Annotated in this window: 10 protein-coding genes; 6 read left to right on the top strand and 4 right to left on the bottom strand. The window is 69.8% G+C overall.

Going from position 1 to position 12,924, the window contains the following annotated elements; all coding sequences use genetic code 11:
* Positions 1-1,224 (bottom strand): Nramp family divalent metal transporter (locus Q0A33_RS06155; protein WP_291794494.1); only part of this gene is annotated, 1,224 nt, incomplete at its 3' end.
* A 385-nt stretch (positions 1,225-1,609) separates the two neighbouring features.
* Here Q0A33_RS06155 and Q0A33_RS06150 point away from each other — a divergent pair.
* Together Q0A33_RS06150 and Q0A33_RS06145 are read left to right on the top strand one after the other, a co-directional pair.
* A complete protein-coding gene (locus Q0A33_RS06150) occupies positions 1,610-2,977 on the top strand; it encodes a sodium:glutamate symporter (protein WP_291794492.1) in 1,368 nt (455 codons plus the stop codon).
* Positions 2,978-3,150: 173 nt separating this feature from the next.
* The gene (locus Q0A33_RS06145; protein WP_291794490.1) at positions 3,151-4,356 is read left to right on the top strand and encodes a Fic family protein; all 1,206 of its coding nucleotides are present in this window, start codon (positions 3,151-3,153) and stop codon (positions 4,354-4,356) included.
* A gap of 41 nt (positions 4,357-4,397) precedes the next feature.
* Here the strand turns inward: Q0A33_RS06145 and Q0A33_RS06140 are convergent, their stop codons facing one another.
* Positions 4,398-5,408 (bottom strand): DUF4349 domain-containing protein, encoded by a 1,011-nt coding sequence (locus tag Q0A33_RS06140; RefSeq protein ID WP_291794488.1) that lies wholly within the window; start codon positions 5,406-5,408, stop codon positions 4,398-4,400.
* Positions 5,409-5,541: 133 nt separating this feature from the next.
* Between Q0A33_RS06140 and Q0A33_RS06135 the strand changes: the two genes are divergently transcribed.
* The 4 genes from Q0A33_RS06135 to Q0A33_RS06120 all read left to right on the top strand — a co-directional run bounded on the left by Q0A33_RS06135 (position 5,542) and on the right by Q0A33_RS06120 (position 10,154).
* On the top strand, positions 5,542-6,399 hold the full coding sequence (locus tag Q0A33_RS06135; protein ID WP_291794486.1) for a MurR/RpiR family transcriptional regulator: 858 nt from the start codon (positions 5,542-5,544) through the stop codon (positions 6,397-6,399).
* 132 nt (positions 6,400-6,531) lie between these two features.
* On the top strand, positions 6,532-7,830 hold the full coding sequence (locus Q0A33_RS06130; protein WP_291794484.1) for a glutamine synthetase family protein: 1,299 nt from the start codon (positions 6,532-6,534) through the stop codon (positions 7,828-7,830).
* The gene (locus Q0A33_RS06125; RefSeq protein WP_291794482.1) at positions 7,820-8,986 is read left to right on the top strand and encodes an amidohydrolase family protein; all 1,167 of its coding nucleotides are present in this window, start codon (positions 7,820-7,822) and stop codon (positions 8,984-8,986) included. The genes Q0A33_RS06130 and Q0A33_RS06125 overlap by 11 nt, the downstream gene beginning before the upstream one ends.
* Positions 8,987-8,999: 13 nt before the next feature.
* Entirely contained in the window at positions 9,000-10,154 is a 1,155-nt protein-coding gene (locus Q0A33_RS06120) for an amidohydrolase (RefSeq protein ID WP_291794480.1), read from the top strand.
* Positions 10,155-10,170: 16 nt separating this feature from the next.
* Here Q0A33_RS06120 and Q0A33_RS06115 read toward each other — a convergent pair whose 3' ends face one another.
* Both Q0A33_RS06115 and Q0A33_RS06110 read right to left on the bottom strand, forming a co-directional pair.
* Positions 10,171-11,484 (bottom strand): aminotransferase class III-fold pyridoxal phosphate-dependent enzyme, encoded by a 1,314-nt coding sequence (locus Q0A33_RS06115; RefSeq protein ID WP_291794478.1) that lies wholly within the window; start codon positions 11,482-11,484, stop codon positions 10,171-10,173.
* A partial coding sequence (locus Q0A33_RS06110) for an APC family permease (protein ID WP_291794476.1) occupies positions 11,481-12,924 on the bottom strand: 1,444 nt, incomplete at its 5' end. The genes Q0A33_RS06115 and Q0A33_RS06110, both read right to left, overlap by 4 nt.

Below are 12,924 nucleotides of genomic sequence, written 5' to 3'. Positions count from 1 at the left end.
GGACTGGATGACGAGGAAGCTCAGCGCCCAGATGACGGGGAAGGCCACCGTGAGGACGCGGATGATGCGCGTGCGCGTGGCGAGGTCGTGCCAGTCGAAGGCTCCCAGGAGGGAGACGGTGTTGGTCCACAGGCGGGGCACGCTCGCGGTGGAGGCGATGAAGGTGGAGAACAGCACGGCGAACGCGCCGATGAGGAAGATCCAGTGGCCGGGCTCGCCCATCACGGAGGTGTACATGACGGACAGGGTGGTGATCATCTCGTTGCCCTCCGGCACGAGGTCCTGCGGGTGGAGGATGGCCGCGCCGATCACGTAGAAGGACATCGTGCAGACGGTGGAGATGATCCAGGAGACGAGGACGTCCGTGCGCATGACGGAGATCCAGCCGTGGGCGCGGCGGGCGCGTTCGGCGGAGCCGTCGTCCGGTCCCGTGTAGCGCGCGTATCCCTTCTCGAGGCACCAGTAGGTGTACGTGGTCATCTCATCCGCGCCCACGCCGGTGATGCCGAACATGGCGACGGCGAAGCCCAGGGTGCCCGCGGGGATGGCGAAGCTCAGCCCGCTCATGATGTCTCCGCCGGTGAAGGCGAAGTCCGTGAACGGCAGGGAGAGGGCGAGGCCCACCGTGGAGAGGGTGAAGATGATGACGGCGGCGACGGAGAACTTCTCGACGATGCCGTACTTGTTGGTCACCAGGAGAGAGATGACCACGGTGAGTGCCACGACCGTCCAGAAGACGAGGGACGGGGTGCCCAGAGGTTCGCCGACGACGGGGAACATGATGCTCAGTGCGGCCACGGCACCGCCGATGATGCCGCCGCGCTGCAGCACCTTCGCGAAGTCCATGAGGATCCAGAGGAGATTGATCCAGCCGGCGCGGCCGATGAGGCGCGGGCCGACGCTCGCGTAGCCCTCCAGTGCGGGCTTGCCGCTGAGGATCGTCCACTGGGCGAGCTCCAGCTGCACCCACACCTTGATGGCGGTGGAGATGATGACGAGCCACAGCAGGATGAATCCGGCCTTGGCGCCCAGCGCGGTGGTGGTGATGAGTTCGCCGGAGCCGATCACCGCCGCGGAGATGATGAGGCCCGGGCCCAGGTACCTGAGCCTGCCCGCGAACGTGGTGGGCGGCTCGATGACGTCCTGGGGGTCGAGCCGGTACGGGTCCGCGGTGGTGTGCGCCGAGGCCTGTGCCGGGGCGGGGTCCACGCTGTTCTGTGTCATGGTCGGCTTCCTTGCGCGAAATGTGCAGTCCGAAGAGAAGGCGCCGGGACTGCGACATCTCACGCGTCACCGTGTGTGTGACGGTACGAGGCCGCTTGCCAGGCTGTTCCGAGTCTGCCACGTGAAGCGCAGATCACGCAATGCACGTGCGCAGTGTGTGCATCTTCCGGGAAGGGAGCGGTTCGTCATGAGCGCGGTGGGATCTGCTCTCCCGCTGCCTGTCCCGCTCGACTTGCCCCTGCACCCCCGTACCCCTCAGGCTGTCCTGGGCCCATCTGCGGCCCGCCTCCTGCGGGGTCTCCCCGCAGCACCCGTGCGCGGCGTCCCGCGCCTGTTCATGCGCGGTGATCCCGCGCGTCCCGAAGTGTTCGAAGGGAGACGATAGATGGAGACGAGTGAGTTCAGCCCCTGGGCCCTCCTGGTCGATGCCGGAATGATCGGCGCACTGCTGGCGGTGGGGACCATCCTCCGCGCCCGGGTCAGATTCCTGCAGTCGATGATGATCCCGGCGGGAGTCATCGCCGGCTTCGCCGCACTCCTCCTGGGACCCAATGTGCTGGGCTGGCTGCCGTTCTCCGACCAGCTGGGAACCTACACCTCGCTGCTCATCGTCTTCGTCTTCGCCTGTCTGGCGCTCTCCAGCGACTTCAACATCCTCAAGATCGGTCGGAACGTCGCCGGCTTCGCCAGCTACGGTGTGCTCATCTACGCGGCCCAGACCGCGATCGGCATGCTTCTGGTCCTCGCTCTCCTCGGGCCTCTGCTGGGCGCGCCGGACCACATGGGCCTCCTGCTGTTCGCGGGCTGGGCCGGAGGATTCGGCTCCGCCGCGGCACTCGGCACGGCCTTCGCGGACGCGGGAGACCCCACGGTGCAGTCGCTCGCGTTCACCTCGGCGACGGTGGGCCTCCTCGTGGGCGTCATCGGCGGGATCGTCCAGGCGAAGATCGGAGCCGCCCGAGGCCATGCCCAGGAGTTCGCGGGCGTGCAGCAGATCCCGGACGACCTCCGCACGGGTGTGCTCGACCAGCGCGAGGAGCGGCCGCCTATCGGTACGCACATGTTCTCTGGCGGCACCATCGAGTCCCTCACCTTCCAGGCGAGCATCATCGCTGCGGTCTCCGCTGCCGCCTACGGCGTGAACCAGGTGCTGGGCGAGCTGGTCCCGGCGGTCTCGTTCCCGCTCTTCTCCATCGCCTTCATCGTGGGCCTGGTGCTGCGCGGCCTGCTCGTCGCCACCCGCACCACCCGCTTCATCGACCGGGACTCCATGAACTCGATCTCCGGCCTCTCCACGGACCTGCTCATGGTCTGTGGCATCGCCTCCGTCGTCCCCAGCCTCGTCGCCGACAACTGGGTCGCCCTCGTCATCCTGTTCGTCGTGGGACTGGCGCTCTGCCTGTTCCTGGGCCAGTTCATCGCCCCGCGCGTGATGACGGACGGCTGGTTCGAGCGGCAGCTCTTCACCTGGGGATGGGCGACCGGCGCGGTCGCCACCGGCATGGCTCTCCTGCGGATCGTGGATCCCAAGCTCACGTCCCGCACCCTCGAGGACTTCTCCCTCGCCTACCTGCCCGTGGTGCCCGTGGAGGTGACCGCCGTGACCTTCGCACCGATCCTCGTCATCGCCGGAGCCTCCTGGGCGGTGGTGGGCATCTGGGGCGCGATCACCGTCGTGGCGCTCGTGGTTGCCGCGGTGATCGCCGCGACGAACAGGAAGGCGGGCGCTGCGGCTGTGTCCGCGGGCGTGTAGCCGTTCCGCTTTGCGTGCGGTGACGGGGCGCGTCCTGCACACAGTTGCCGGCCACGACGCATCTCCACACACGTGGCTGTTGTGTGGAGATGCGGGGAAACACTTCCACACAAGTGGCAGTTGTGTGGAAATGTTGGGTGACATCTCCACACAACGGGCCGTGTCGTGGAGATGTGGACATCGCACGCTTGGGACCGGAGGCCAACGGGCGGCTGGTCGACATCGCCGGCCCTGGTGAGGAGCTGGACTCGGGGTGGAAGCACAAAGCATTCGTGCCTGCTCCGCTGGGCGCAGAAATGCCGGAACTCAGTCCAGTGACGTTTCTGCAGGTGGCTGAGGCTCGAGCAGCGCTCGCAGCGCTGGACAGCACTGCCAAGCGTCTCCCCAACCCCGCGCTGCTGCGCACGCCTGCGCTGCAGCGCGAGGCTCAGAACACTTCAGCTCTCGAGGGAACGTATGCGCCGCTGGGAGAGGTGCTGACTGCAGATGCCGGCGGACCGCGGTCGCTGGAGCTCACTGAGATCCTCAACTACGTGCACATGGCCAATGCGGCATCCGACGCATTGGCGGATGGCTACCCGCTGACCGTCACATTCCTGGCGGAGCTGCAGGGAATCCTCATGACGACGACGCCGCTGGAGGCCGTGTCCGGAACGATCCGAGACAGCCAGGTCGTGATCGGCATCCGAGAAGATGCTCCTGTCAGCGGTCATCGGATCCACGCGGCGGAGTTCGTGCCGGCTCCTCCGGGTCCCCTGCTCACAGATGGCATCGAAGACTTGGTCGCATGGATGCGCGACGATCATGCGGGCACCATCGATCCGGTCGTGGCTGCGGCGATGTCGCATTACCAGTTCGAGACGCTGCATCCCTTCCGTGACGGCAACGGGCGGGTGGGGCGACTGCTCATCGTGCTGCAGTTGACGATGACGGGTGCACTCTCGGAACCCACGCTGACTGTTTCGCCGTGGTTTGAAGCGCGCCGCAGGGAGTACTACGCGGCGCTGATGGCTGTCAGTGCTGCGGGGGACTGGGACAGCTACATCCGCTTCTTCGCCGCTGGTCTGGCGCAGGCAGCCAGCAGAACCCACACGCAGATGCTCGACCTCGTCGAGGTGCAGGCGCAACTGAGGGAGGAGGTGGTGACTGCCGGATTCCGCTCTCAGAATGCGCTGGCTGTGGTGGACATTGCAGTGGCGAACCCGACTTTCACCGTTGCAACCGTGAAGGACGAGCTTGCTCTGGCAGCGAGCGGTGCCTCTCGCATCGTCACGCAGTTGGTCGACCCGGGCATTCTGTCCGTAGTGGATCCAGGTGCGTACAGGAAGCGCTACTTCGCGCCGCGTGTCTTGGACGTTCTCTTGCGCGACTCGCGGTGAGGCGTGGATGCTCTGCGAAGCGGTGGCGGGCTGAGGGCCGTTCAGCCGCGCGGTCCTGGGCCCGTGGAGTCCTTCTCGCCTTCTGCGAGGCTCTCTGTTGCTTCCGCAGCGCTTCTGGCCTCGTCGTCCGTGTCCGGCCCGACCGTCGCTGCACCCGGCTGGTTCTGGGAGCCGGGGTTCTGGGAGCCGGGGCCTCGGCGGCGTGAGCGCTGGCGCTTGCGGAGCCAGCGGACGAGCAGGTAGGCAGGAATGCCGAGCACTGCCAGCCACGGCAGGAACGCTGCGAGGACCACCACCAGTCCGCCTGCGGAGTGCAGCAGCGTGGTCCGCACATCGTTGAGCCAGCCGGTGAGTTCGCCCGAATCGTCCGCCCTCTCCGTTTCGCGCAGCTCGACCCGGAGGGTGGACATCGACACCTGGTCCTCCAGGTCCTTGCGCTGGGCGACGTACTCCTCCAGCTCACCCTGCCGTTCGCTCAGCCCCGCTTCCGCCTCGAGCAGATCGGCACTGGTGTCGGCCTCGGCCATGATGTCCTCCAGCCGCTCCGTGGAGATCTCCAGCGCATGGATGCGCGCATCGAGATCGCGGACGGCTCCGGTCACGTCCTCCGCATTCTGGCTCCGCTGCACCACCTCGCCGCTCTCGCTGACATCGGCCATCAGCTGCTCGAACGCCTCGGCGGGGACGCGCAGCGTGACCACCACGGTGGCTTCGCCGCCACGGTCGGTCCGTTCGTCACGGCTCTCCACGAAACCGCCGCGAGACTCACCGTGCCCGGCGATGTCGTCGGCCGCCTCGGCGGGATTCTCCGTGATCACCTGCATGTCACCCGTGGAGACGACCTGGCGGTCGCTCTCGGACTCCTCGGGTTCTGCGTCCTGCGCTCCGCCGCCCTGTGCGCCGCTGTCCTGCGCGCCGTCTGAGCCCGCTGCGCCTTCCGAGCCTGCGGAATACTCCGGCGCTCTCGCGTCTCCCGCCGATGGCGACGGGGAGGCGCAGCCGGCCAGAACGAGGCCGAGGCCGAGGGCGAAGGGAGCGATGATGCGTCTCATGTCCACAACCTAGGCCGGTGCGACCACGCGCAGGGCGGTCTCGCGTGGCAGGTCTGGAACGTCGGTTCACCGGCACACGCTCCCCGCCTGCCGTGCACCGTTCCTCTCCGCCCCCGCGTATATCATCGGAGTCATGCCCGCCCCGGACTCTCCCACACCCTCCATCCGTGCCCGCGTCCAGGAGTCCATGGCGGATCTGAGCAACGCGGAGCGCAAAGTGGCGCGCGCCCTCCTCGCGCGGTACCCGGGCGCCGGTCTCACCACGGTGGCGGCCCTCGCCCAGGAGGCCGGCGTGAGCGCTCCCACCGTCCTGCGGTTCGCCGCCCGCCTCGGCTGCTCCGGCTTCCCGGAACTGCAGCGGGCGCTGGTCGCCGAACTCAATGCGCTCGGCTCCCCGCTGCTGCAGTACGAGGCCAAACGCGGCATGGGGGCGGGCCCCGGGGTGCTGGAGAAGATGGGGGAGTCCTTCTCCTCGCTGCTCACCGCCTCCTATGCGGAGGTGCCGCCCTCGGAGTTCGCCGCCGTCGCCGCCCTCCTGGCGGATCCGTCCAAGCAGGTTCTCGTGGTGGGCGGACGCTTCTCCGGTCTGCTGGCCGAGTACCTGGTCCTCCATCTCCAGCTCCTCCGCGCCGGTGTGCAGATGCTGCCGCCGGAGGGCATCGCCCGGCGCGGGGCGGTGCTGGCGACCTCGCACAGCACCGTGCTCCTCGTCTTCGACTACCGGCGCTACACGGAGACCAGCCGCGAGCTCGCGCACGAGATGCACGCGCGCGGGGCGACCGTCTGCCTCATGACGGACAACTGGCTCTCGCCCATCGCCGAGTTCGCCGCGCACGTGCTCCCCGTCCACGTGGACAACGCCTCGCCCTTCGACTCGCTCGTGCCCGCGACCGCCGTGGCGGAGAGCCTGGTCGCCGGCGTGACGGAGATCCTCGGCGACGCCGGCATGGACAGGGTGGCGCAGTTCGAGGGACAGTCCGAGCTTCCCTGAGCCTCGCCGTGTAATGTTCGTTACAAGAACTGGCGCGAAGGTCTGCTCTGTAAGAACAGGGTGCGCACCGTCACGCCGCCCCGCCCAGTGCTGCGAGCCCGGCCCAGCACGTGCAGACCTCGGTGAGGAACCATGACCCTTCCAGCGCTGACCTTCATCGCCATCAACGACCTGGTCGGACACACACGAGGACGGTCGGTGCCGTCAGCGGAGACGACCAGAGCCCTCCGCCGAGGCGTGGGCTGGGTGCCGGCCAACCTCGCCATCAACTCGTTCGGCGAGATCGCGGAGGAGAACGTGTTCGGCGCCTCGGGCGATCTCCGGCTGATCCCGGACCTGACCACCGGGATCGACATCCCGGCCGGTCACGGCAGGCCCGATCTCCGCCTCCTCCTGGCCGAGCAGCGCCTGCCGGACGGCGGCGAATGGGGCGGCTGCCCGCGCACCTTCGCCCGCAGGGCGCTGGCGGACTTCACGGAGGCGACGGGCCTGGAGGTGGTGGCCTCCTTCGAACACGAGTTCACACTGCGGGACGCTCCGTCCACCTCTCCCTTCTCCCTGCGCCGCTTCCGGGAGGCGGAGCCGTTCGGCACCGAGCTCGTCGAACTTCTCGACACTGTGGGCCTCCAGCCGGAGAACTGGCTGCCGGAGTACGGTGCGCAGCAGTACGAGATCACCCTCGAACCGGCACCCGGTCTGGTCGCAGCGGACCGGGCCATCCTGGTGCGGGACCTCGTCCGCGATCTCGCCGCGCGCCACGAGCGCAGCGTCACCTTCGCTCCGCTCTCCGCCCCCGGCTCCGGCGGCAACGGGGTGCACGTCCACCTCTCGCTCCGCGATGCGCAGACGGGCGCCCCGGTCCTCTTCGATCCCTCCGCGCCCGCGCAGCTCTCCCGCGAGGGCCTCCGCTTCGCCGCCGGAGTGATCCGCCACGCGGGTGCGCTCACCGCCCTGAGCGCCAGCAGTCCGTCCTCGTACCAGCGGCTGGCCCCGCACACCTGGAGCGTGGGCGGTGCCTACCTCGCCGAGCACAATCGCGAGGCGCTGCTGCGCATCTGCCCCACCTCGGAGCTGGGCGGCGGGGATCCCCGGAGGCAGCTCAACCTCGAGTTCCGCGCCGCCGATGCCACCTCGAACCCCTGGATTGTCCTGGGCGCCCTGGTCCGCGCGGGCCTGGAGGGCTTCCAGCGCGACTACGAGTCCCCGGTCATCTGGCCGGAGGAGACCACCGAGGACCAGCTCGCGGGAGTGCCCCGCCTCCCCGCCAGCGTCGAGGAGGCGGTCGCGGCCCTCGTGGCGGACGAGACCGCCGCAGGCTGGTTCCACCCGGACCTGCTCCGGACCTTCCTGGACATCCGTCGTTCCGAGACACTGGCCGTGCAGGGGCTCACCCCTGCCGAGATCTGCGCAAAGGTCGCCGATGCCTACTGATCCCTCTCTCCTCGCCGCCGCCATGGACGTTCCGCTCGTGGATCACCACGTCCACGGCCCACTCGCCCACGACGTGACCCGTCGCGAACTCGAGATGCTGCTGACCGAATCGGACCGGGAGATCCCCGCCGGCACCACCGTGTTCGACTCCCAGGTGGGCTTCGCCGTCCGCCAGCACTGCGCGCCCCTGCTGGGCCTGCCCGCCGGTGCGAGCCCGGAGGACTACCTCGCGCGGAGAAGCGAGCACACCGCAGCGCAGCTGGCGCACATCTTCCTCGAGCGTGCCGGGGTCTCCGACTGGGTGGTCGACACCGGGTTCGGCACGGACGCCATCTGGTCGCTGGAGCGCATGGACGCAGAGCTGAGCGGCCGCACGCATGAGATCGTCCGGCTCGAGGCCCTGCTGGAGGAGGTGGCGGCGGGCGCCTCGGCGGCGGATCTGCAGGAGCGGTTCGAGGCGGCGGTGAAGCACGCGGCTCAGCACGCCGCCGGCTGGAAGTCGATCATCGCCTACCGCTACGGCTTCGACTTCGACCCCGCCCGGCCCGGCGCCTGCGAGATCCGTGAGGCCGCGCAGCGGTGGCTCGGCGGCAGGTCCTCTGACGCGGAGGACGACGTCCCGCTCCGCGTCGACGACCCGGTCCTGCTGCGCTGGCTGCTCCACGTCGCCTGCGACACGGGGCTCCCCGTCCAGCTGCACTCCGGCTACGGTGATCCGGACCTCGACCTGCACCGCTGCGACCCGCTGCTGCTCACGAACTGGCTGCGCGAGGTGGAGCACACCGGCAGCAGCATCATGCTCCTGCACTGCTATCCCTTCCACCGCCACGCCGGCTATCTCGCCCAGGTGTTCCCGCACGTGTACTGCGACGTGGGGCTGGGGATCAACTACTCCGGTGCGGCCTGCCGCCAGATCGTCTCCGAGTCCATGGAGCTCACGCCCTTCAGCAAGCTCCTCTTCTCCTCCGATGCCTGGGGGCCGCCGGAGCTGCACTACCTGGGCTCGCTCCTGTGGCGCCGTGCGACGGCCGCCGTCATGAGCGAGTGGGTGGAGAACGGGGACTGGCCCGCGGCCGAGGCCGCGCGCATCCTGCGCATGGTGGGCCGTGACAACGCCGTGCGGGTGTACGGCCTGGAGGGCGTCCGTGCAGAGTGAGGACAGCCGTGCCGTGAGGCTCTGGAACGCGCTGGAGAATCACATTCCCGCCGCCGTGCGGCTGCGGCACGAGCTCCACCGCATGCCCGAGGTCTCCGGCGAGGAGTCACGCACCCGCGATGCCGTGGCCGCAGCCCTGCCCGAGGCCATGCGGGCCTCACGGACGGAGGTCGCGGAGACCGGGGCGGTGCTGCGCCTGGGCGGACCCGGCCGGCCCGTGGGCATCCGGGGTGAGCTCGACGCGCTGCCGGTCACGGAGACGACGGGGGTCGAGTGGCAGTCGCAGGTCCCGGGGGTCATGCACGCCTGTGGGCACGACGTGCACCTCGCCGCCCTCGTGGCGCTCGCACACGCCGTCGCCGAGGCCGGGGCCCCGGTCCCGCTGCTGGCCGTGCTCCAGCCCCGTGAGGAGACCTATCCCTCCGGCGCCGAGGACATCATGGCGTCGGGGGTGCTGGGCGCACAGGAGTGCGCGGCGATGATCGGCGCGCACCTCCAGCCGACTCTCGCCCGCGATGTGGTCGCCTGCGTTCCCGGCGGGGTGAACGCGGCCGCGGACGAGTTCGTCATCGAGGTCACCGGTTCGCCCGGTCATGCGGCGTACCCGCATCTGGCCGAGGATCCCGTGCTCGCGACGGCACAGGTGGTGGTTGCTCTGCAGACGGTGGTCAGCCGCCGGGTGGATCCCATGCGCGCAGCGGTGCTGGGCGTGTCCTCCATCGAGGCGGGCACGGCGGCGAACGTCATTCCCGGCACGGCACGCGTCTCCGGGACTCTGCGCGCACTCGACACCGAGACCCGAGCACTGCTGCGCAGGCAGCTCGAGGAGGTGGCGGTGGGGGTGGCCGCGGCACACGGCTGCCGCGCACAGGTGACGGTGACCTCGGGGGAGCCGGTGCTGGAGAACCACCCGGAACTCGCCGCGCTGGCGGGGAGGGAGCTGGCCGCGCGCGGCTTCGAGATCTCGGACACCCTGCGTTCGCTGGGTGCGGACGACTTCTCCTTCTACGGAGCGCAGGCCCCCTCGCTCATGATGTTCGTGGGGACGGGTGCGGCCGCGGGTCTGCACACCGCGGACTTCCTCCCCGGTGATGACGATGTGCGGCGGGTGGCGCAGGCGATGGCCGCCGGCTACCTCGCCGCGGCGGAGATGCTCCGGGAAGGCTGAGCGGGCGGAGCCCGTCTCACCACCCGCCGAACGCGGCCGCCGCGTCGCAGTCGACCTCTCCGGCCTCCACGTCCGTCAGCGCGGCGTCGAGGACATCGAGACCGTCCCGAAGCTGCCTCTCCGTGATGACCAGGGCGGGGGTCAGCTCGATGACATTCGAGTCCGGACCCACGGGGTAGGCGACGGCACCCAGCTCGAACGCGCGGCGCAGTGCGCCGGCGGTCTCCCGGCCGGCGGGACGCCCTCCCTCTGCGGCGGACGAACGAAGCTCTATCCCTGCGATCAGTCCGCGGCTGCGGACGTCTGCGATGAGCGGGTGGCGCTCCCGGAGCTCCGTCAGCGCGGTTTCCAACACGGTGCCCAGAGCGGCGGCGTGCGCGAGGAGCCCATCCTCCTCGATCGCCCCGAGCACTGCCAGACCCGCTGCTGCGCAGACCGGGTTGCCCGCTGTCGTCAGCAGTGAGGCTCCGGGTGCCGAGTCCCAGACCGCGCGGGGTGCGAGCGCGGCGGAGAGGGGCATACCGCCGCCCAGGCCCTTGCCCAGGGTGACAACGTCTGCGGCCACGCCGTCGAAGCTGCTGGCCAGCAGGGATCCGGTTCGTCCCATACCGACCTTGACCTCGTCGACCATGAGCAGGGTGCCGGTGCGGTCGCAGGCCTCGCGCAGCCTCGGGAGGAAATCCGGTGCGGGGATGACGAGGCCGCCGTCGGCCATGATCGGCTCCACCACGATCGCCGCGAAGCGCCGGGACTCCAGCGCGGCCTCGGCGGCATTCGCGTCGCCGTACGGGACCTGTTCCACTCCGGGATCGAGCGGAACCCCGCCGGCCGCCGCGAACCCGGAGACGTGCTGCGCCGGGCCCAGCCCGCCGTGGTAGGAGTTCTCGAACACGAGGATGCCGGGTCGCTCCGGTCCCGCCCACGCGCGGATCGCCCGCAGCGCCGCGGAGTTCGCGTCGGAGCCGGCCAGGCCCAGGTGCACCGCACGTTCGGCATCCCTGCCGGGGACATCGGCGAGGAGGCGTTCGGCGAGTTCGACGCTGAGCGGGTTGGTCGAGGACAGCACGCCCACCCCGGGCATGCGTCTCACGGTGCGGGAGACGGCCTCGGTGACAGCGGGGTGTGCGTATCCCAGCACCGCGGCACCCCATCCCGCGGAGAGGTCGATGAGCTCTCGCCCGGACGGTGCCGTCATCGTCGCGCCTGCGGCGCGGTCGACCTCGAGCGGGAAGAACCGCAGATGCTCCGAGCAGGCGACGGCGGCGGAATCGCGTGTGTACAGATCCGGGTGGGGGAATCCGGCACCGGTCAGGGCGTTGCGGCTCGTCATTCCAGCTCCTCCTGCGTGAGGCGGGCGCCGATGCGCTCCGCCAGCGCCGGGCGGGCGAGGACGATGACGAGGCCGATGAGGCACCATGCCCCGGCCATCCACGGGAACCAGGTGTAGGGCGCCTCCTGGCCGATCACCTGCACCACGTACACGAACACGAGGTAGACGAGACCGAGCACGGGGAAGACGAGCTCCCAGTACGGGATGCGGCGGCCGGAGTTGAGCACGAATCGGATCACCCCCACGGACGTCATCCCGTACGCCACCACCATGCAGAGCGTGGCGATGGTCGCATACCAGTAGTAGACGTCCACGGATGTGGCCCCCAGCACGCCGGTGCCGCAGGCGAGCACGACGGTGGTGACGACGACGAAGAGAACGGCGGGTCCCGGGACGCCCGTGCGGGGGTGGGTGCGCGCGAAGGCCTTGGGCCCGAACCCGTCGCGGGCGAGCGCGAAGAGCAGTCGCGATGCCGCCGCGGTGGAGGACAGCAGCGAGGCGAACGCCACGAGGAAGGCGATGACGGAGATGAGCACCGCGAACCACGAGCCGATGTACGTGGACGAGAGCGCAGTGAGCGTGGAGGAGGCGCCGGCGAAGGCCGCGACGCCGGCCTCGTCCGTGCCGAAGCCGATGGTCTGGGCGAACATGACGAACGTGTAGAGGATCCCGGCGAGGACCACCGCGCCCAGGAGTGCGCGGGGGATGGTCCGCTTGGGCTCACGCGCGTCCTCGGAGAGGGAGGTGCCCGATTCGAATCCCGCCCAGGAGAGGAAGCCGAACACGGAGGCCGTCATGATCGCGGAGACCGGCGCGTCGCCCGGGAGCAGGGTGGAGAGGTCGACTCCCGTGGACACCGGGGCGGAGCCCGAGGCGACGCGGACGATGATGACCACGCCCAGGACCACCATCGCGAGCACGCCCACCAGCCCGATCGCCAGCAGCGTCCGCGCCGTCACCGTGGACTCGCGCAGGTTGAGCCACAGGACGAACACCGCGACGACGAGGGGGATGAGGACCCAGAGGGAGTCGGCGAACGGGAGGCCCAGCTCCGCCGCCATCGCCTGGAAGAACACCGCACAGGCACCGGCGATGCACGCGGCGAAGAAGAGGTAGGTGCCCAGGAGCGCGAACCCTCCGAAGAATCCCGCCCGAGGTCCCATGGTGGTGCCGGAGAGCGCGTAGACGGAGCCCGCATGGGTGACGAAGCCGGTGAGCCGGATGAAGGCGTAGGCCACGAACATCGTGCCGAGGAAGGAGACGAGAAAGGTGAAGGGCACGGACGTGCCGGTGAGGTCCGCAACGCCGATCCCGTTGAGGCTCATCGCCATGACGGGACCCATGAAGCCCACGGAGATCGCGGCGACCTCCGGCGTGCGGAGCCTGCCGCGGGAGGCGGGGGACGTCTGCGCGGAGGGGGACGACTGCGCGGCTGCGGCG

It is taken from the genome of Brevibacterium sp., assembly GCF_022712115.1.
Taxonomy (GTDB): domain Bacteria; phylum Actinomycetota; class Actinomycetes; order Actinomycetales; family Brevibacteriaceae; genus Brevibacterium; species Brevibacterium salitolerans.
Note: the sequence above shows the minus strand (reverse complement) of the source record. Positions and strands in the feature narration are given on the sequence as shown.

Bases quoted from the DNA above. Each gene is read 5' to 3' on its own strand.
- Q0A33_RS06130 (WP_291794484.1), top strand. From the start codon at position 6,532: ATGACCCTTCCAGCGCTGACCTTCATCGCCATCAACGACCTGGTCGGA.
- Q0A33_RS06115 (WP_291794478.1), bottom strand. From the start codon at position 11,484: ATGACGAGCCGCAACGCCCTGACCGGTGCCGGATTCCCCCACCCGGAT.
- Q0A33_RS06140 (WP_291794488.1), bottom strand. From the start codon at position 5,408: ATGAGACGCATCATCGCTCCCTTCGCCCTCGGCCTCGGCCTCGTTCTG.
- Q0A33_RS06150 (WP_291794492.1), top strand. From the start codon at position 1,610: ATGGAGACGAGTGAGTTCAGCCCCTGGGCCCTCCTGGTCGATGCCGGA.
- Q0A33_RS06135 (WP_291794486.1), top strand. From the start codon at position 5,542: ATGCCCGCCCCGGACTCTCCCACACCCTCCATCCGTGCCCGCGTCCAG.
- Q0A33_RS06125 (WP_291794482.1), top strand. From the start codon at position 7,820: ATGCCTACTGATCCCTCTCTCCTCGCCGCCGCCATGGACGTTCCGCTC.